15 protein-coding genes and 1 pseudogene are annotated in these 19,127 nt (G+C 68.3%); 12 read left to right on the top strand and 4 right to left on the bottom strand.

The features are described from left to right. Window positions 1–101 precede the first annotated feature (101 nt). The 7 genes from IE262_RS25230 to IE262_RS39655 all read left to right on the top strand — a co-directional run bounded on the left by IE262_RS25230 (window position 102) and on the right by IE262_RS39655 (window position 10,954). Complete coding sequence (locus tag IE262_RS25230) at window positions 102–1,439, top strand: ABC transporter substrate-binding protein (protein WP_189876737.1); 1,338 nt, start codon at window positions 102–104, stop codon at window positions 1,437–1,439. 10 nt (window positions 1,440–1,449) lie between these two features. After that, the gene (locus IE262_RS25225; protein WP_134028514.1) at window positions 1,450–2,334 is read left to right on the top strand and encodes a carbohydrate ABC transporter permease; all 885 of its coding nucleotides are present in this window, start codon (window positions 1,450–1,452) and stop codon (window positions 2,332–2,334) included. Continuing rightward, a complete protein-coding gene (locus IE262_RS25220; RefSeq protein ID WP_229877460.1) occupies window positions 2,334–3,308 on the top strand; it encodes a carbohydrate ABC transporter permease in 975 nt (324 codons plus the stop codon). Before IE262_RS25225 ends, IE262_RS25220 begins: the two co-directional genes overlap by 1 nt. A gap of 323 nt (window positions 3,309–3,631) precedes the next feature. After that, entirely contained in the window at window positions 3,632–4,756 is a 1,125-nt protein-coding gene (locus tag IE262_RS25215) for a LacI family DNA-binding transcriptional regulator (protein WP_189876734.1), read from the top strand. 98 nt (window positions 4,757–4,854) lie between these two features. Next, window positions 4,855–6,789: an alkaline phosphatase family protein gene (locus IE262_RS25210; RefSeq protein WP_229877459.1), complete on the top strand. Its 1,935-nt coding sequence runs from the start codon at window positions 4,855–4,857 to the stop codon at window positions 6,787–6,789. Between the two features lie 235 nt (window positions 6,790–7,024). After that, window positions 7,025–10,537 (top strand): nSTAND1 domain-containing NTPase, encoded by a 3,513-nt coding sequence (locus IE262_RS25205; protein ID WP_189876731.1) that lies wholly within the window; start codon window positions 7,025–7,027, stop codon window positions 10,535–10,537. Window positions 10,538–10,597: 60 nt separating this feature from the next. Then, window positions 10,598–10,954 carry an antibiotic biosynthesis monooxygenase family protein gene (locus IE262_RS39655; RefSeq protein WP_229877458.1) on the top strand — a complete coding sequence of 119 codons (357 nt, stop codon included), beginning with the start codon at window positions 10,598–10,600 and terminating at the stop codon, window positions 10,952–10,954. 270 nt (window positions 10,955–11,224) lie between these two features. Here the strand turns inward: IE262_RS39655 and IE262_RS25195 are convergent, their stop codons facing one another. Beyond that, entirely contained in the window at window positions 11,225–11,905 is a 681-nt protein-coding gene (locus IE262_RS25195; protein ID WP_189876728.1) for a ThuA domain-containing protein, read from the bottom strand. 204 nt (window positions 11,906–12,109) lie between these two features. After that, on the bottom strand, window positions 12,110–12,694 hold the full coding sequence (locus IE262_RS25190; protein WP_134028524.1) for a short chain dehydrogenase: 585 nt from the start codon (window positions 12,692–12,694) through the stop codon (window positions 12,110–12,112). Window positions 12,695–12,870: 176 nt separating this feature from the next. Here IE262_RS25190 and IE262_RS25185 point away from each other — a divergent pair, with 176 nt between their 5' ends. Continuing rightward, window positions 12,871–13,434 carry a snapalysin family zinc-dependent metalloprotease gene (locus tag IE262_RS25185; RefSeq protein WP_189876725.1) on the top strand — a complete coding sequence of 188 codons (564 nt, stop codon included), beginning with the start codon at window positions 12,871–12,873 and terminating at the stop codon, window positions 13,432–13,434. Window positions 13,435–13,811: 377 nt separating this feature from the next. Here the strand turns inward: IE262_RS25185 and IE262_RS25180 are convergent, their stop codons facing one another. Then, window positions 13,812–14,702, bottom strand: coding sequence for a hypothetical protein (locus IE262_RS25180; RefSeq protein WP_189876722.1), 891 nt, complete (start codon window positions 14,700–14,702; stop codon window positions 13,812–13,814). 80 nt (window positions 14,703–14,782) lie between these two features. Further along, a complete protein-coding gene (locus IE262_RS25175) occupies window positions 14,783–15,196 on the bottom strand; it encodes a hypothetical protein (protein WP_134028530.1) in 414 nt (137 codons plus the stop codon). Between the two features lie 385 nt (window positions 15,197–15,581). Here IE262_RS25175 and IE262_RS25170 point away from each other — a divergent pair, with 385 nt between their 5' ends. From IE262_RS25170 to IE262_RS25155, 4 genes and pseudogenes are all read left to right on the top strand, one after another. Continuing rightward, window positions 15,582–16,640, top strand: a complete 1,059-nt coding sequence (locus tag IE262_RS25170) for an AraC-like ligand-binding domain-containing protein (RefSeq protein WP_229877457.1) — start codon at window positions 15,582–15,584, stop codon at window positions 16,638–16,640. A 35-nt stretch (window positions 16,641–16,675) separates the two neighbouring features. Then, window positions 16,676–17,665, top strand: coding sequence for a helix-turn-helix domain-containing protein (locus IE262_RS25165; protein WP_189876717.1), 990 nt, complete (start codon window positions 16,676–16,678; stop codon window positions 17,663–17,665). Window positions 17,666–17,983: 318 nt separating this feature from the next. Then, complete coding sequence (locus tag IE262_RS25160) at window positions 17,984–18,724, top strand: VOC family protein (protein ID WP_189876715.1); 741 nt, start codon at window positions 17,984–17,986, stop codon at window positions 18,722–18,724. A gap of 78 nt (window positions 18,725–18,802) precedes the next feature. Further along, window positions 18,803–19,113: pseudogene (locus IE262_RS25155) on the top strand (hypothetical protein); the annotation flags it as partial. Window positions 19,114–19,127: the final 14 nt, after the last annotated feature.

Genomic DNA, 19,127 nt, shown 5'->3' with positions numbered 1-19,127 from the left:
CCGCCACCGCGAGCCGACGGAAGCGGCCGCCGTTCCTGGCCGGCACCACTGAGCCGCCGTCCTCGTTCTGAGACGCCCGAATTCCAAAGGATCACGGTCAGATGAACTTCACCAGTCCCCGGAGAAGGTTCGCTCGCGCCGCAGTCGCGGGCCTCGCCCTGACAGGTCTGCTCTCCGCCTGCGGCGGTTCCGACTCCTCGGACTCCGGGTCCGGGTCCTCCGGTCCCGTCACCCTCGACTTCTGGGGCTGGGCGAACGGCCAGGAGGCCGTCGTCAAGGCGTTCAACGCGAGCCACAAGGACGTCAAGCTGAAGTACACCAAGGTCACCGACCAGCTGACCATGCAGAAGCAGCTGACCAACGCGGTCAAGGCCGGCAACGCGCCCTGCCTGCTGCAGAACACCGGAGAGTACGTGACGAGCTGGGTCTCCCAGGGCGCGCTCGCCGACATCACCCCGTACGTCGAAGGCGACAAGGACAAGTTCAACCCCGGCTCGTGGGCCACCGGCCAGGTCCAGGGCAAGGTCTACGGCGTCCCCACCAGCTCGGCGCCCGCCTTCACGATCTACCGCACCGACATCTTCGAGAAGTACGGCCTTCAGCCGCCCGCGACCTGGGACGACTTCATCGCCGCGGGCAAGGTGCTGAAGAAGCACGGCATCAAGATCACCAACTACGCCGGTGAGGACCCGAGCACCCTGGAGGTGCTCGCCATGCAGGCCGGGGCGCACTGGTACAGCATCGACGGCGACTCCTGGAAGGTGGACTTCCAGGACGAGGGCACCCTCAAGGCCGCGAAGGTGATCCAGGAGATCATCGACAACGACCTGAACTCCACGCTCTCGTTCGCCGACTACGCGGCCGTGCAGCGCAACTACGACAACGGCGGCACCGCCACGCGGCAGATCTCCACCTGGCAGATGTCCGGCATGGTGCAGAACTTCACCAAGTCCTTCGGTGACTGGGCGCTGTCCCCCTGGCCGGCCTTCAAGGGCGAGGCGCCGAAGACCCCCGCCGGCACCAACCAGAGCGGCAACCTGACGCTGGTGTCCGAGCAGTGCGAGAACAAGGAGCAGGCCGCGAAGGCCGCCCTGTGGATGTCCACCGACAGCGGCGCCGTGAAGACCATGGCAAGCCCGGAGACCGGCAGCGGTGTGATGCCGGCGCTGACCGACAGCGACGCGTACGTCTCCGAGGCGATCTCCGAGAAGCTGCTCGGCAAGAACTACGAGCCGGCCAAGAAGATCGTCACGGACAGCCTGGGCACCATCACCACCGACTGGACCTTCGGCCCGAACTGGACCGCGATGTTCACGGAGATGCAGGACGAGTGGGCCGCGGTCGTCAGCAAGAAGCAGACGGTGACCGACCTGCTCGCGCACATGCAGAAGTGGACGGTCGACGACCTGAAGCGGCGCGGCATCAGCGTCAAGGGCTGAGGCGGACTCCATGATTCGCTCGCAGCGCTGGAAGGGTGCCGCCTTCACGGTGCCCTTCCAGCTCGGCTTCGTCTTCCTCTACCTGCTTCCGATCGGCTACGCGGTCTACCAGTCGATGTTCCTGCAGAAGCAGTCCGGGCTCGGTCTCGGAAGTGCGACCAAGGAGTTCGTCGGGCTGGAGAACTACGGCCAGGGCCTGACCGACGCGGCGTTCATGACGTCCATCCTGCGGGTGGTGCTGTTCGCCTGTGTCCAGATCCCGTTCATGCTGCTCGTCAGCCTGGTGCTGGCGCTGGCGCTGGACGCGGTCACCTCGAAGGTGGCCGGCCGGTTCCGGATTCTGCTGCTGGTTCCGTACATGATCCCCGGCGTGGTCGCGGCCATCGTGTGGGTCAATCTGTACAGCCCCGAGGTGGGCCCCCTGACCCCGCTCGGCGAACTGTTCGGGTTCGACTGGAACTTCTTCGCCCCGTCGATGGTGTGGCCGGCCATCGGCAACCTGCTCACCTGGCACGGCATCGGCTACAACATGGTGATCATCTACTCGGCGCTCCAGGGTGTGCCCCGTGAGCTGTTCGAGGCCGCGCGGCTGGACGGCGCCTCGGAGCTGCGGATCGCGCTGAGCATCAAGGTCCCGTTCGTGCGCGGGGCGCTCGTCCTGACCGCGCTGCTGTCGATCATCCAGATGCTGCAGATCTTCAACGAGCCCGCGCTGTTCCGGAACGTGACCCCCCAGACCGTCAGCGACAGCTTCACCCCGATCATGATCATCTACAACCAGGCGTTCAACGCCGGCAACTACCACTACGCCGCGGCCCTGTCCGTACTGCTCGCCCTGATCCTCGGCGTCGCGTCCTTCCTCTTCTACCGGCTGACCTCGCGGGAGGCGGACTGATGGCGCTGACGGAAAACCGCAAGGAAGACGGCGCGGAGAACGGCAGGGAGAGCGGCGGGGCAAACGGCACGGCAACCGCCACCGTGCCGCCCCGCGGGCGTACCGTGCGGCGGCTCACGCGTCCGGACCCGGCCGCGCGCTCCCGGGGCGGCCAGCGCTTCCTCCTCGTCGGTCTGGTCCTGGCCGGCGCCTACAGCCTGTTCCCCGTGTGGTGGCTGATCGTCGCCTCGACCAAGGACCGCGTGGGTCTGTACCAGAGCAACGGGCTGTGGTTCTCCGGCATGCACCTGTGGGACAACCTGCACCAGGTGTTCACGTACGAGGACGGCATCTTCCTGCGCTGGACCGCCAACTCGTTCCTGTACGCGGGCGTCGGCTCCCTCGGCGGCACCCTCATCGCCCTCGCCACGGGCTATGGGCTGGCCCGGTTCGACTTCCCCGGCCGGGGCGTGGTGTTCGCGGCCGTGGTGGGGTCCTTCCTCATCCCGATCGCCCTGCTCACCCTTCCGCTCTACCTGCTGTTCTCGGCGATCGGTCTGGTCGACACCCCCTGGGCGATGCTGATCCCCTGCCTGATCAACCCGTTCAGCGTGTATCTGGCCAAGGTCTACACGGAGGCGACGATCCCGTTCGAGCTGCTGGAGGCGGCCCGGATCGACGGCGCCGGGGAGCTGAGGATCTTCTTCAGCATCGTGCTGCGGATGATGACCACGGGCGGCGCGACGGTGTTCCTGCTCGCCTTCGTCAACACCTGGAACGCGTTCTTCCTCCCGCTGACCGTGCTGCGGGGCGAGGAGAACTGGACGCTCAACCTGGGTCTGTACAACTGGTCCGGAAAACGCCTGGAGTCGGGCATCGACGTGACCAGCCTGGTGCTGACCGGTGCCCTGCTCTCCATCATCCCCATGGCGATCATGATGGTCGCGATGCGCCGCTACTGGCGGACCGGGGTGACGCTGGGAGCCCTCAAGTGACCGCAAGGTGACGTCGCTGGGGTCCGTCGGCAGGTAGAACCGCAGGTGTGACGCATGTCCCGGATGTGTCACATTCCGGCAGACACACCGTCCCCGGGCATGGCGGAGTCGCCGCCCCCGCAGTGCGGCGTCCCTCGGACGGCAGGGCCCGATCTCACCCTCCAGCCGAACCTGTCCGCCCCCTCCCCTTCCGGTGTCTTCACGTCGCCTTGCGGCACACCTAGGGTAGGAAGCGCTTTCTGTCGCACAGTTTCCGATCACGCGGAAAACAGCGCCGGTCCAACTTTCGATGGCCCTCGGGCGGGCCGGAGAGGTGGTCTTCGATGGTCCGTTCCGGAAGCGGGGCCGTGGCCCCTGCCGGGGGCACGTCCCGCGAGGGAGGCGCGGCCCGTACGGGAACTACGGGCGCCCGTACGGCAGGGGGCGGCGCGACGACGGGGCCGACGCTGGCGGTGGTGGCGCGCGAGGCCGGGGTGTCGGTGCCGACCGCGTCCAAGGTGGTCAACGGACGGGAGGACGTGGCGCCGGAGACCCGGCGGCGGGTGACCGAGGCGCTGGAGCGGCTCGGCTACGTCCGCAGACCCCGCGTCGAGGCGGCGAAGGCACCGGGCCTGGTCGACCTGGTGGTGCACTCGCTGGACAGCTCCTGGTCGGGCGCGGTGCTGCACGGGGTGGAGGAGGCGGCGCACGACGCGGGCCTGGAGGTGGTGGTGTCGGCCTCGCCGAGCCGGACCCGGCGCGGGCACCCCGAGCGCGGCTGGCTCCACAAGCTGACCACACGCGGTTCGTCCGGCGTCCTCCTCAACCTGGTCGAGCTGACCCCGTCCCAGTACACCTGGCTGGAGAAGCACCGCATCCCGTTCGTGATGATCGACCCCGCCGTTGAACCCCCGCCGGGCGTCGTCTCGGTGGGCGCCGCCAACTGGCAGGGCGGGGTCAGCGCCGCCGAGCACCTGCTCGCGCTGGGCCACGAGCGGATCGCGTGCGTCGGCGGGTACCGGCGCACGATGTGCGGCAGCGCGCGGATCGCGGGCTACCGCTCGGCGCTCGCGTCCGCCGGGATCCGGCACCGCGCCGAGTACGTCCGCTACGGCGACTTCGACGAGACCTCGGCCTACCGCCGCATGCTGGAGCTCCTCGATCTGCCCGAGCCGCCGACCGCCGTCTTCGTGTGCTCCGACCAGATGGCCCTCGGGGTGTACCGGGCGCTGGCCGAGCGGGGGCTCCGCGTACCGGACGACATGAGCGTGGTCGGCTTCGACGACCTGCCGGAGGCCCGCTGGGCCTCCCCCGGCCTCACCACGGTCCGCCAGCCGCTGTCGGAGATGGCGGCAACGGCACTGCGTCTGCTGGTGCGGCTGATGGCGGGCGAACAACCCGAGGGCACGCGCACGGAGTTGTCGACGCGGCTGGTGGAGCGGGCGAGCACGGGAACGGCACCCCGGTGAACGGAAGGCGTCGCCGAGCCGTACCGTGAGTGGCGGTCCCCGCTTTCGGGCCCGGTCCGTCGTACCACCGTACGGTTTTCCATGGAAGGACCTCCGGGTTGTCGCACACACCCACTCCGCAGCTTCCGTCAACGGACCACGAAGCGGCCGCTGTTCCGGAGCGGTCACCGGACGACGACAACCCGACCGGGACGGAGAGCAAGGCCGAACCCACCGACAGGAAAGCCGCGTTGACGGCCGAGCCGGGCGAGACGAAGACGGGCGACACAGACGACATGGACGCTGCGGACGCCGCGGACGACACGAGCGACACGGACGCCACGGGCACCGCCGAGCTCGCCGAGCCCGCCGAGACCGCCGGACCTCCCGCCCCCCACGGCTGGCGCGAACGGCGCCCCGGTCTGGCCCGCGCCCTGGCCCGGACCGTCACCGGACTCGCCGTCGTGCTCGTGCTGTTCGTGTTGATCGTGCCGAACGACATCACGAAGTTCGAACCGGCGAGGTTCGTCCGCATCCCGGCGGAGGGGATTCTCGGCGCCGGGCTGTTGCTCCTCCTGCCGCCGAGGACACGGAAGGTGATGGCGGTGGCCCTGGGCATGGGCCTCGGGCTGCTGACCATCCTCAAACTTCTCGACATGGGCTTCTACTGGACCCTCGACCGGCCCTTCGACCTGGTGCTGGACTGGATCCTGCTGGACGACGCCCAGTCGTTCATGAAGGACCTGGCCGGCGAGGGCGGCGCACTCGCGGCGACGATCGGGCTGATCGTGCTCGTGGGCGCCCTCGTCGTCCTCCTGGTGCTGTCGGTGCTCCGGCTGACCCGTCTCATGGTGAGCAACCGCCACACCACGGGCCGTACGCTGATCGTCCTCGGCACGGCCTGGATCACCTGCTCCACGCTGACGCTGGAGTTCTCCGGTGTGCCGGTCGCCTCCCACAGCGCGGCGACGCTCGTCGAGAACCGCGTCGAGGCGGTGCGCTCGGGCCTGCGGGACGGCAAGGCGTTCCAGAAGCAGGCGGACGACGACGCCTTCGCCGACGTCCCGCCGGACCAGTTGCTGACCGGACTGCGCGGCAAGGACGTCCTGATCACGTTCATCGAGAGCTACGGACGCTCCGCGATCGACGACCCGCAGATGGGCGAGCCGCTGGGCCGGACGCTGGAGCGGAAGACGAAGGAACTGACGGACGCCGGGTACGCGTCACGCAGCGGCTGGCTGCGCTCCCCCATCACGGGCGCCGGCAGCTGGCTGGGCCACTCCACGTTCCTGTCCGGTCTGTGGATCAAGAACGAGCAGCGCTACCGCAATCTCGTCTCCGGCGACCGTCTCACCCTCACCGAGGCGTTCCGCCGCACGGGTGCCTGGCGCACGGTCGGTATCGTGCCGGGCACCCAGATGGCGTGGCCGGAGGGCAAGTACTTCGGCCTGGACCACATCTACGACTCCGACGAACTCGGCTACAAGGGCCCGAAGTTCAGCTGGTCCACCATGCCCGACCAGTACACCCTGAAGGCCTTCGAGGAGCTGGAACACGGCAAGGAGGGCCGGGGGCCGATGATGGCGGAGATCATCCTGACCTCCAGCCACAACCCCTGGGCGCCCATCCCGAAGACGATCCCCGAGGACCGGATCGGCGACGGCTCGGTCTACCACTCCCTCCAGAAGAAGGAGGGCAAGGACCCGGCGGAGGTCTGGAAGGACCCCGCGAACGTCCGCGACGAGTACCGCAAGTCCATCGAGTACTCGGTGACCAGTCTCGTCGACTACGTCGCGAAGTACGGCTCGAAGGACACCGTCCTGATCTTCCTCGGCGACCACCAGCCCAACAAGACGGTCACCGGCGAGAACCCGAACTACGACGTGCCGGTCTCGATCGTCGCCCAGGACCCGAAGGTGCTGGACAAGATCTCCGACTGGGGCTGGACGGACGGGCTCAAGCCCACCGACAACGCCCCGGAATGGCGGATGGACAAGTTCCGCGACCGTTTCATGACGGCGTTCGGCCCGCAGGGCGGCGACGCAACCTCCTGAGCGAACCTGCCCCTGGCAACCATGGTTGGGGTCAGGGTTGAGGTGATGGTTGGGGTGTCGTTGTCACCCCTTGCCGGTTTCGCGCCCTGGAGATCGGCGATCGGCGGCCACGGCGTGGCCTTCATCGCGCAGCCCAACTCGGTGCGTTACGAACCCCCTTCCGTAAGGTGGAGAGCGCGTCGCTCGACCCGAATGGTCACGTGACTTGTTCCACACGCTGGCGAAGGTGGTGGCAATGGACGGGGACAGCGTCGCGCCTGGCGACGCCGCGGTGGCTCGGATACTCGACAGCAAGGGGCGCCCCATCGGGGCCGGTTTCCTCATCGGGGTGAGTGAAGTGCTCACCTGCGCGCACGTCGTGGCCAAGGCCCTGGGCGCGCCGCACGATGCGGAGGAGGTACCCGGAGGCCGCGTGCGGGTGGACTTTCCGCTGGCTCAGCCCGGCCGGACCGTCGAAGGGGTGATCGAGTCCTGGACGCCGGTGCGTGCCGACGGGTCCGGGGACATCGCCGTCCTGCGTCTGCTCTCTGAACCACCGGAGAAGGCGCCGGTCGCACACCTCGTGGAAGGCGCGGCGGGCCCCGATCGCCGCGTGCGCACCTTCGGGTTCCCGGCCGGTTACGACGACGGCACGTGGAGCGTCGGGTGGCTGCGGGGCCGTCAAGGCGCCGGCTGGTTCCAGTACGACACCGACCCGGCCAGCCAGCATCGCGTCGAGCTGGGCTTCTCCGGCGCCCCGGTGTGGGACGTCGACAGCGGTGGTGTGGTCGGCATGATCGTGGCCGCCGACCGCGCGGATCGTGTGCGAACCGCCTATCTCATCCCGACGGGGACGCTGCGCGAGCACTGGCCACCGCTCGGCGAACTCGCCCTCAGGGCCGGCCCTTTCCGCGCGCTGGACCACTTCCACGAACGCGACGCCGAGGTCTTCCACGGCCGTGACGACGACGCGCAGCGCGTCGTCGACCGACTCCGCTACGCGTCGGTCACCTGCCTGGTCAGCCCGTCCGGAAGCGGAAAGAGTTCGCTGCTGTTCGCGGGCGTGCTGCCGCGGCTACGGGACCGCACCGACCTGCTGATCACCGTCCTCAGACCCGGCCGGCCCGACTCAAGCCCGCTCTCCGCCCTCGCTCTGGCCCTGCTGCCGTTGCTCGAACCCGACCTGACCGAAACCGCCCGGCTCGAAGAGCGGCCGCGCATGGAGCGACTGCTGCGCACCGGGCAGATGCCCGCCATCGTCGAACGCATACTGGCCCGGCAGGGAAAGGACCGGCTGCTCGTGGTCCTCGACCAGTTCGAGGAAACGCTCGTCGGGCCGATACCGGCCGATCTCGCCCCGCTCTCCGACGCACTGCGGTACTCCCTGGCACCCGGAAGCCCCCGGCTCCAGGTGCTGCTGATCCTGCGCGCCGACTTCCTCACCACCGTGCTGGACCATCCGTCGCTCTCCCAACTCGTCAGTGGCGAACGCCTGTTCACCTTGGGGGCCATGTCCGACACGGGGCTGCGCGCCGCGATCGTACGCCCGCTGGAGCGCACCGGGGTGTCGTACGAGCCGGGACTGGTCGACCGGATCCTCGGAGACATCGGAGTCGACCCCGGGCGGCTGCCGCTGCTCCAGTTCACCCTCGCCGGCCTGTGGGAACGCCAGCGGCGAGGCGTGATCGGGCACGCCGCCTACGAGGCGCTGGGCCGCGTCGACGACGCGCTCGCCACCTACGCGGAGCAGGTGTGGACCACGTGGCTGACCGAAGAGGAGCGAAGGGAGGCTCGTGCGCTGCTGGTTCAGCTCGTCCATCCGGCGGACGGCCGCACCACACCCTCACGCCGGGTCGCGCGCCGGTCCGAGCTGACTCCCGCGCGGTGGCGGCTCGCCCAGCGGCTGATGACCAGCCGCCTCATCGTGCCCGGCGAGGATTTCCGCCCCGACGACGGTCCGCCGGAGGAGACGGTCGAGCTGGCGCACGAGACGCTGCTGACGCAGTGGAAACGGCTCGCCGGCTTCATCACGGCCGACCACGAGTTCCGTACGTGGCAGGAGGACGTGCGGCGGCGGGCGGCCCGCTGGGAGACGGCGGGACGCTCCGGGCGCCGCCTCCTGCGCGGGGCGGACCTCCGTGACGCCCGCAGATGGCTGAGCCGCCGCCCCGGCGAACTCAGCCCGACGGACCGGGTGTTCATCGATGCGAGCATCCGCGCGGGGCACCGTCGCAGACTTGGGCTGGGTGCCGCGGTGACGGCCTTCGCCATCACGGTCACGTCCCTCGTGGTCATGGCGGACCGTGGACGCAACGCCGCGGAGGGGCTGTCCGAGAGCGCGGCGCGGGAGTTGTGGCAGCAGGCGGTGGCCGAAGCGGAGGATGTGAATGGCCACGCGTACACGGCGCTGCTGCTGGCCCTGCGCGCCTACCGGACGGACGACACCGCGCGAACCCGCCAGTTGCTCGGCCGGATGCACGCGCGGTACGGCTATGCCGACCTGCTCGTCCCCGACTACGGGACCCGCTGGAAGCACCCGACCAGCCAGCCACTGGAACCCTTCCACTCCTCCGACCGAGGAGGGCGGGTGATCGCCTCCCAGGCGGGTGACGGCACAGGAGCCATCTGGACGTTCGACGGTTCCGGTTTCCAGCGGCGGTCCACGCGTCACAGCGGCGCCCTCACTGCCGTCAGTCCGGACGGCTCCCGTGTGGCGTTCACGGACTCCTCGGTACTTCGGGCAGAGCCGTACGGGAGAGATGCGGACCGTGAGGTGTACCTGTATGAGGTGAAGACCGGCAAGACCAGACCGGCAGACCGGCCCGAGTGGTTCAGTCCCCTGTACGAGCAGCTCGTCCTTGGTCCCGACGGTGAACTGCTGGTCGGCCTGGAGGCCGACCAGGGCGAACAGCTCGTCTGGAACGGCAGCGACGGCGAGCTCCGGAGACGGCTGTCGCTCCCTTCACGTGCTCTGGTCGGACTGGCCGAGGACGGTCTGGTCACCTCCGCCAACTCCAGCACGGACCCCGGCTGGTCGACCTCCCCCGCGGCACGGCGGCCGACGTACTCGATCCAACTGTGGGACATCGACGGTGGCTCCCCCGCCCTGCGCAAGACACACACCTTCGAGGAGACGATCGACAACACGGCCGACACCTACAACCACGGATGGCTGTTCGACGCCAGCCCTGACCTGACCCGGCTTGCCGTCGCCAGATACACACGCTCCGCAGACACGGACACCGTGGAGACCGGCATAACCGTCTACGAGTTGTCGAGCGGAAAGGTCCTCTGGCGTGACCAGTTCACGGCCAAGGAGCCCCCGGACCACATCGCCGTCGGCGACCGGGACAGACCGACACTGTTCTATGGACAGAATGATCTGCGGCGGCAGAAGACGCCGGTGCGAGGCGCCACGACCCACACCGCTCCTCTTCCTTCTTTCTGGAGGGACGTCACCCTCCTCGGCGAGGACCGTGCCGAGTCCCTCGTCCTGCGCGTCGACGGCTTGATCGCGTTCGTCGCTCCCCGCGGCGCCGACGCCGACCCACTGGAAAGGCTTCCGGAGGCAGCAGCGGCATCCGAGGCGTCCGCAGCCTTCTCCGCCTCACCATCTCCTCCCCCCAACGTCGCCGGGGAGGGGCGAGAACGCAGCAGAGCCAAGGAGCGGATGGACGACCTCTGTCGCATCCTGGGCGACGACAAGCTACCGCCGGACGTCGAGAAGGACCTGCCGTCGGCCGCGTACGACGGACCGCTGTGCCCATGAACGGGCGGGCCGGGGCCGACAGACTCGATCCTTCCCGTCCCGGCCCCACGGCCCGTAGTGGTGATCGACGCGTGGGAACTGCCCGAAGACCGGATGGACGAGTCCATCGCCCGTTGGCGGGAGCACGTCGGGCTCATCCACGCCGCCCCCGGTTTCCGCGATGCGCGGCTGCACCGCAGGCTGTACGCGGAGTCCCGACTCGACCTGGTCAATGCGGCGCACTGGGACAGCATCGACGCCCGGGACGCGGCGCTGGCAAACCCCGACTTCACCGCGTCAGCCACCGCGGCCGGCTACGAGGAGTCCGGTCCGGGAGGGCGTCGGTCACACGCCCGATGCAACCAAGGACCCACCTCTGCCGCAACGCCTCAGAACCCGGCCATGGGCTTGTCGAGCACTCCGCCCAGCGCACCGTAAACGCTGCAACGGACGGAGTGCCTTGCCCTGCGGCGGAGCCAGAACCCCACGATGAACGAAAACGCGAAGAGCCCACCGAGGACCACCGCTACGACCGGGTTGTAGACGAAGTACACGAAGCACATGACGGAGGCCCAGACCAGGATCGGCAGGAGCGAACCGCGCAACACCGCCCACAACGTGATCCGTTCAGGACCCGGCGGCAGAGCACGTTCATGCCACACCTCAATGTGGTTCCTGGTCACACAGTGCTCAGGTCGCATGAAGGCATCACAGCACCGGCAACTCGCCGAGGCGGGCCGCCCAGTTGATCCCGCCGAGCAGATGGGCGCGGAAGTCCGCGTCGTCGTACGCCTCCGAGGCGTGTCCGAGCGCGGTGTAGAAGACCCGGCCCGCGCCCTGCTCGCGGCACCAGACCAGCGGGTGGTCGGCGCCCATCCCGCCACCGTCGTACGAGGACTCGTCGGCGCAGGCGAGCACACGCACGGCGCCGCGCGGGTTGGCCCGGAAGTCGTACCACTCGTCGGTGAACTCCCATACGGCGGGCAGGTGCCGGGTCGCGGGATGCTCCCGGTCCTCGATCACGGCCTTGCCCGGCTGGTAGTCGGGGTGGCGAGCGAACCGCGCACCGAGCAACTCCCCGTAGTACGGCCAGTCGTACTCGGTACAGGCGGCCGCGTGCACTCCGACGAAGCCACCGCCCCCTTCGACGTACGCCGAGAGCCGTGCACGCCCCACGTCGGTCAGTACCTCACCACTGGTGGAGAGGAAGACGACGGCCGCGTACGGGCTGAGGGGCCCCTCCAACTCCTCCAGCACGGCCGGGTCCTCGGTGGCGTCGACATCGAAGCCGAGAGCGCGTACGGCGGCCACTCCGGCCGGGATGGAGTCGTGCCGGTAGGCGGTGGTGCGGGTGTAGACGAGGATGCGGGCTGGCGTGGTCGCTGACATGGGCAGAGCCTATTTCGCTGCGACTGCCGCCCCCAAGGACCGAAAATTTCGAAGAAGGGCTGGCCGTGCCCCGCCCAGCAGGACAATCAGGTCACACGGCAATTGGCAGATTTGGGTCAGCCCTGACGGCTCCGGCCCCAAGCCGCACCAGACTTTCGGTGGCCGAGATCTGCCAATTGCTCTCTTCGCGGGCTGCTCTGGCAGTTACGGGCGTATGGTCTGGCCCTGCGCGGTGCCTTGCACGGCCTCCACATAGGCACGGGCCACCTCGCGGACGGGAGTACCGCCGGTTGGGTCCGCCCCCATGCTTTCCAGGGTCTCCTTTACCCACCCAGGGCTGATGAGGTTGATACGCAGACTCCGCGGCAGCTCATCAGCCGCATTGCGGACGAAGCCCTCCAGACCAGAGTTGATGAGGGCTCCCAGCGAGCCGCGGGCGAGCGGAGCGGAGAAGGTGCCTCCGGTCAGAGTGATCGAACCGCCGTCCCGAAGATGCCTCACCGCTCGCCGGGCCAGCGCGACCTGTCCCAAGAGCTTGCCCCGCAGTCCGTCGGCGATCTCGTCATCCGTCGCTGACGCCAGGTCCACCAGCGGGCCGCTGGCGGCACAGCACACCACGGCGTCCAGGTCCGTCACCTCGCCGAAGAGCGCATCCAGGGAGGCGGGATTTTCCAGATCCACCGTCACCGGGCCTCTGCGCGAAGCCTTCACGACCTGATGAGAAGCCTCCAACGCGCCGGCGACAGCACTGCCGACCGTTCCCGTCGCTCCGACCACCAGTACTTTCATGTCACCGATCATGGCAGTGACGGTGCCCCGAGCGCCCGCATTACTCACCACCCTTGCGACATCCGGTCGGGCCCACCTCGGATTGGCGGATTCACCCCCACCCCCACCGGGCAGTGAGCAGAATGTCATGAGCACGACTACCACACGACTAACCTTCCCCCACAAGGAGGTCGATCATGTACGTCCGCACGCTGACCGGCGGCCTGGCCGCTGCCTTGGTGGTGTCCCTGTCCCTGACGGGCGCCCAGGCCGTAGCCGCTACCCCTGACGCAAAGGATGCCCCCCTCGCCGCCCGGGTCTTCACCTACGACGCCAGCGGCTCCGCCGAGTTCAAGAGCGCGGTCGACCGGGGCGCGGCGATCTGGAACGAGAGTGTCGACGCCGTCGAGCTGCGGCCGGTCGCCGCCGGGCAACGCGCGAACATACGGGTCCTCGCGGACGACGGCTGGCCGCGCGCCCTGCCCACCACCCTGGGCAACGGAACCGTCTACATCGGGCGCCAGGCCGTCAACGAGGGCCACAACACGATCCGTATCTCGTCCCACGAACTCGGGCACATCCTGGGCCTGCCCGACCGCAAGCCCGGACCGTGCTCAAGCCTGATGTCCGGTTCCAGCGCGGGCACCACGTGCACGAACCCCTACCCGAACGCGGCGGAGAAGGCGGAGGTCGAGGGGAACTTCGGCGGCGCGCTCGTCGGCCGGGCCCCGGCGCCACGCGCCGACGTGATCGTGGACTGACACCCGCCGCACCACACATGAGGAAGACCGAACGCCCGCCTGCCCCTCCCTGAGGCGGGCGTTCGCACGTCTGGGCGTCTGGCCTTCTACGACTCGAATCGGGATTCAAAGAGCGTTTTGTTCCGGCTCGCGATGAGGGCCGGCAGGCGCTCTACGTCCGTGAGGTTGTCGAGGACGTGATGAGCACCTGCCCTGCGCAGCTCGGTGGCGGAGCTGCGGCCGGGGCCAGGTCCACGAGGGCGGGGCGGAGATCGGCATCTTCTCCGTACGCCCCGGCATGATGCAGCAAGTCATGGTGATCGAGGACTGAGCGTACGCACTGAACCTCCCCAACCGGCTGCTCGTATGCCACGCGGTGAGACTGCCGGCGGTGCGGCTCATCTCCTGTCGTCGCGCACCGCTTGGCGGGCGGTCTCCAGCCAGCGCGTCTTGCTCTCGGCGAAAGCGCGGAAGTCCTCCTCGTGCGAGCGGATGATCTTCCGCTGTATCCGGGTGTCGACCTGGCGCCAGACGGAGATCAGACCGGTGCTCTCCTTGCACCGTACGTCCGCTCGCGCGGTGGCGATCTCCTGCGGGGAAGGGCGCGACGATTTCCTCCAACTCGGATCGCCCGTAACACTCAGAGGATCCGCCTGCTCGAAGCCACGGGCCCGCATGCACGCGCTCCACTTACGAATGGCCGCGGTTACCTCGGGGTCGTCCAGCGCTTCGTCGAACGCTTCAGAGACATAGGCGTTGTACTGGGACGTGTCGAACTCGGCCCCCTGAAGCAGCGACTCCTGCGCCTTCTTCCAGCATCCGCCGCCACCCTCCTCACCGTAGGCGGCGCGCCGCACATGGGACGGCAGGTCCCGTCTCTCCTTCCACACCGCTTCACGGCGGTTCATGGCCTGCGTAGGAGGGGGCAGGTGGTAGCCGTAGCGGGCAGCCACCTCGGCTTCGAGCACGCCGTAGCGGCGCCGGTTGGGCGGTTCGGCGGCAGCCTCGGCCGGTGGCGGCAGCGGATCCCAGCCCAGGCCCTGGGCGCGCATGCAGTCGCGGATGAGGAGGTCCTGGGCGTACTCGACGGTATGGATCTGGAACGTGGAGAGCCCGTACGCGTCGAAGGGGAGGATCAGCTCACGCGCCTCTCGCCCCGGCGGGACATCCGCCGCCTTCGCGGAGCGCTGAGGGCCGGATGCCGTGGATACGACAGCCACCGTCATGAACGAGCCGACCATGAGCACAGCGGCCGTCGCGACAAGGGCACTTCGTGTGCGGACGGACATGTCGGCGCTTCCCGTGGATCGATCGGAGAACTGAGTGCGAGGCGGGCGCCGAGCGAGCCGCCACCCGCCTCGCCCGGTGATTACCGGAAGACCAGGCAGTCGGCCTTGTTGTCGAAGTTGTTGTTGCTGAGGTCGCTGTCCGACGTCCACGGCTGGGACACGTACTGCGCACCTGAGCAGACGGTGGAACCGCTCGGTGCGCGGTTGGCGTAGAGCACGACGAAGCGGCTGGTGTTGTTGTCCACCGAACTGACCGAGTCGCTCACCGCCCCCTCCGCAGACCCGCCGTCCCACTCGTCGTTCTCGAAGTTTCTGTCGGTCCCGGTGTAGGACTTCTTGTCACCGTTCAGTCCGTCGTCGCCGTAGACCCAGAACCGTTCCACCGCGGCGCTGCCTGTTTCGGAGTTGGCGACCGCGGGTGTCCCGCCCCCCAACGTGACGGCTGGTACGGCCACGGCCATGGCGCTGCACAGCATTGCGAAACGTCGTCGCACAACGGCGTCCTCTCATTTCTGTACCACTGGGAATGTTTTTGGACAGCGAGATTTCTGCACAGCACTGCTGTGTACGTGAATTTCTTTTCACATTCCATCCGCCGAGTGCGCTGATGCTTTTCTTCGACGACTGGATGAGATCAACACTGTCACGAACCTCGTCGAGTTTCCTTGACGGACAGTGGCTGCTTTCTTGACGCAGCCTCTACACGCGATCCGTCCCGTGGCGCGAGAGGGCGGTCGTCCGCCCCAGCACCCCTGGTGTCGAGAAAACGTCTTTGTCGCTCCAACGCCCTCCTTCATGCTGGTCCTGCACCCTGCGACTGCCGACGGGACCTCGTGTGCTGTTCGGGCGTGTGTGCACCGTGCGACGGGGGAGACGACAGTGATTGAGACGGTGTTCCGCACCGACGAATTGCCCGCGGTCGATCGGTTCGCGGCGTGGCGCGAGCGGTTGGGCAGGACTCACGCCCCTATGGAGGTCACCAGGCGGGACACGTCCGACTACCGGGCGCATCAGCGTGTTGTCGAACTCGGGAACATGATCGTGTCGCCGATGGCCATGCAGCCCGTAGCTGTTCTGCGAACGCCGAAGCTCATCCGGCAGTCCGACCCGGAGCTGTACCACCTGTCGCTGATCATCCACGGGACGGTGGGGTTCACGATGAGCGGCCCGGACGCCACGTACGGCGCTTACGACCTGCGGACCAACGACAGCTCGCGACCGTTCGCGATCCACATGGACGAGCGACAGGACCACGTCGCCTGCGTGGGCGTCGAAGTCCCCAAGGCGCGGCTGCCGCTGCCTGTGCGCCAGGTCGACCGGGTGATTGGCCGCCGGCTGACGGGACAACACGGGGTCGGTGCACTGCTGTCGAGCTTCCTCACCCACCTGACAACAAACACCGGCTCTTACACAGCAGCCGATGGCCCGCGGTTGGAGACAGTCCTGGCGGACCTGCTCGCCGCCCTGTTCGCCCACGAACTCGACGCCGAGGACTCACTCGCCCCGGAAACCCACGCTCACACCATGACGCTGCGGATTCAGTCCTTCATCCGGCAGCGTCTCAACGACCCCGACCTGACCCCCGCCGCGGTCGCCGCCGCGCACCACATCTCGGTCAGCTACCTGCACCGTCTCTTCCGGATCCACGGTCCGGGAAGCACGGTGGCGGGATTCATCCGGCATCACCGCCTGGAACAGGCCCGACGCGACCTCGGCGACCCGGCGAAACGAGCCTTGCCCATCTGCGATATCGCCGCCCGCTGGGGTTTCGCACACCACGCTGTCTTCACCCGCGCATTCCGCGCGGCCTACGCCCTCGCGCCGAGCGACTACCGCCACCAGACGCAGACGGAACACGGCGTGGCCGCGCTCACCAAGCCCACCAAGCCACAAGACGATGGTCAACATCACCACAGCGACGCCGATTCAACAGGGTGACCGGCCGGACGTCTCTGCTTCGCACAGGGGGAGAAATGATGATTGAGACCGTGTTCCGGACCAGTGAGCTTCCCAGAGCCGACAGGTTCGACTGCTGGCACGAGGAGATGGTGAACCTGCACGCACCCATGCGCATCACCAGCGACTACGCAGATGACTTCTACGCGGACATGCGACTCCTGCAGCTCGGCTCCGTGTGCGTATGGCCGGGAACCGTGCAAGCGACGAGATATCAGCGAACCCCGAGGCTGATCCGGCAGAGCGATCCGGAGGCGTATCACCTCACGCTGATGCTCCGGGGAGAAAAGACGCTGGCGCAGGGGAATCAGCAGGATACGTGCGCCCCCTTGGACATTCAGATCCTCGATACGTCGCGCCCGTACGACGCCCTGGCCTTTGTGTCCGGGCATGAACCGCTCAAGGTCATCGGAATCGAAGTACCCAAGAACATGGTGTCGGTGCCCTTGGATCAGATCGATCGGCTGGTCACTCATCCGTTGTCGGGGCGTGAGGGTTTCGGTGCGCTCTTGGCCGGGTTCGTCACCCAGCTGGCCGGAGGTACTGATTCTTTCCGCCCGTCCGACGGACCTCTCCTGCAAGGCATTCTGATCGATCTGGTGTCCGCGCTGCTCGCGGCCGAACTTGAAGCCGAAAGCCACCTCGCTCCGGAAACCCGGACCCGCACCCTGGCGCTGCAGATTCAGTCCTTCATCCGGAAGCGTCTGGGTGACCCCGATCTCACACCGGCTGGGATCGCCGCCGCGCACCATATCTCGGTCAGCTACCTGCACCGCGTCTTCAAGGATCACGGCCAAGGAGCCACGGTCACCGGATGGATCCGCCGGCACCGGCTGGAACAAGCTCGCCGGGACCTCAACGACCCTGGCCAGCGGGCCTTACCCGTACACGAGATCGCGCACCGCTGGGGCTTCACCCACCACGCCGTCTTCACCCGCGCCTTCCGCGCCGCCTACGGCCTCTCCCCTCGCGACTACCGACACCAAGCCTCCGCCTCCCCGTCGTAGGGGCTTATCTCTCCCCCCGAGGGCGGCCGGGCTCACTGCCGCCCACAGGAACGCCGACAGGCCGATGCCTGTCCGGAGGATCTTCCCGGGCGGGCATCGGTCAGTTCAGGCGGCGGGTGTGACGTCCCGGTCTGCGAGCTCGCGCCACTGGATGAGCAGGAGCTCGTACCGTTCTGTCCTCTGGTCGGCCGGGGGCTCATCCATGAGTCGCCGGATCGCATCGTTGACGGCCTTTCGGGCGCGCTGCACCGGGCCGTGAGGCCGAGGGCGGGAGGACATAAGAAGGCTGAGCCCGAGCGGGCGCATAGGATCGCCGGCATGGCACTGCGACCTGTCATGGTGAACATAAAGGCTCTTGATCCTTCGGCAGTCGGCAGGTTCTGGGCGGAGGCGCTCGGCTGGAGTGCTTACAGCCCCGGGGTCACCACCTACGTCGGACCCGCCGGCGGCCTCGTCTGGCCGGACCCGGTCTTCGTCGGCATCGATGTCGTCCCCGTCCCGGAACCCAGGACATCGGCGAAGAACCGTGTACACCTCGATCTCGCCACCACCTCCGCGGCCCATCAGGCGGAGCTGGTCGCGCGCCTGAAGTCTCTCGGTGCGACGCCCGCTGACGTGGGCCAGGGTGAGGTGCCGTGGATGGTCCTCGCCGACCCCGAGGGCAACGAGTTCTGCGTGCTGGAACCTCGCGCGATCTACCGGGACACCGGGCCGATCGCCGCGGTGGTGGTCGACTGCGCGGATCCGCGGGCCATGGCCCGGTTCTGGGACGAGGCGATGGACTGGACCCTGCACGAGGTGAGCGACGATCAGGCGGTGTTGCGCTCCGCCAAGGATGCCGGCCCGTATCTCGAATTCCTCCGCACGCCCGACGTGAAGACCGTGCCGGACCGGGTCCATCTCGACCTGCTGCCGTACCCCGGTGACGACAAAGCGGCAGAGGTGGCCCGGCTGCGGGCCCTCGGCGCCACTGACCTCGACCTCGGCCAGGGCGACGTCCCCTGGACGTGCCTGGCCGACCCGGAGGGCCACGAGTTCTGCGTCCTCGACCCGTCCTGACGCTGAGCCTTAGCGACCCCCCGACGCGTGAGCCTTGTGTGCTCATGGGCCATGACCCCGGGCGGGTCCGGCTGCGGAGAATCGGGCCGGACGCCCTGGTGCCAACTGCTGGACGCCGTGTGTCTCGGTCCGGCCGACGATGTCGCCGAGGTGACCGCCGCGCAGGTCCGCCGGGCGGTCGTCGATCTGGCAGGGCTGCGGGTGGAGGTTCTGGGCCGGATGCGTACGGAACGGGTGATGCGCAAGCCCGTCCCGGTTCCGTGGATCTCCCCGCCGCAGGGCGGGCGGCCGCCGAAGCATGGCAAGGAGTTCCACTGCCGCTCTGGCTGTGGTCGTCGGCCAGCGGCCTGAGCGGCGAGGACGTCGACATGCGCTGGCAGGCGTTCCTGGGAGAGGCCGGCCC

It is taken from the genome of Streptomyces bluensis (assembly GCF_014650715.1).
GTDB classification, from domain to species: domain Bacteria; phylum Actinomycetota; class Actinomycetes; order Streptomycetales; family Streptomycetaceae; genus Streptomyces; species Streptomyces bluensis.
Note: the sequence above shows the minus strand (reverse complement) of the source record. Positions and strands in the feature narration are given on the sequence as shown.

Coding starts and splice junctions, on each gene's coding strand:
- IE262_RS25230 (WP_189876737.1), top strand. CDS start 102: ATGAACTTCACCAGTCCCCGGAGAAGGTTCGCTCGCGCCGCAGTCGCG.
- IE262_RS25225 (WP_134028514.1), top strand. CDS start 1,450: ATGATTCGCTCGCAGCGCTGGAAGGGTGCCGCCTTCACGGTGCCCTTC.
- IE262_RS25220 (WP_229877460.1), top strand. CDS start 2,334: ATGGCGCTGACGGAAAACCGCAAGGAAGACGGCGCGGAGAACGGCAGG.
- IE262_RS25215 (WP_189876734.1), top strand. CDS start 3,632: ATGGTCCGTTCCGGAAGCGGGGCCGTGGCCCCTGCCGGGGGCACGTCC.
- IE262_RS25205 (WP_189876731.1), top strand. CDS start 7,025: ATGGACGGGGACAGCGTCGCGCCTGGCGACGCCGCGGTGGCTCGGATA.
- IE262_RS25195 (WP_189876728.1), bottom strand. CDS start 11,905: ATGTCAGCGACCACGCCAGCCCGCATCCTCGTCTACACCCGCACCACC.
- IE262_RS25190 (WP_134028524.1), bottom strand. CDS start 12,694: ATGAAAGTACTGGTGGTCGGAGCGACGGGAACGGTCGGCAGTGCTGTC.
- IE262_RS25185 (WP_189876725.1), top strand. CDS start 12,871: ATGTACGTCCGCACGCTGACCGGCGGCCTGGCCGCTGCCTTGGTGGTG.
- IE262_RS25180 (WP_189876722.1), bottom strand. CDS start 14,702: ATGTCCGTCCGCACACGAAGTGCCCTTGTCGCGACGGCCGCTGTGCTC.
- IE262_RS25165 (WP_189876717.1), top strand. CDS start 16,676: ATGATGATTGAGACCGTGTTCCGGACCAGTGAGCTTCCCAGAGCCGAC.
- IE262_RS25160 (WP_189876715.1), top strand. CDS start 17,984: ATGGCACTGCGACCTGTCATGGTGAACATAAAGGCTCTTGATCCTTCG.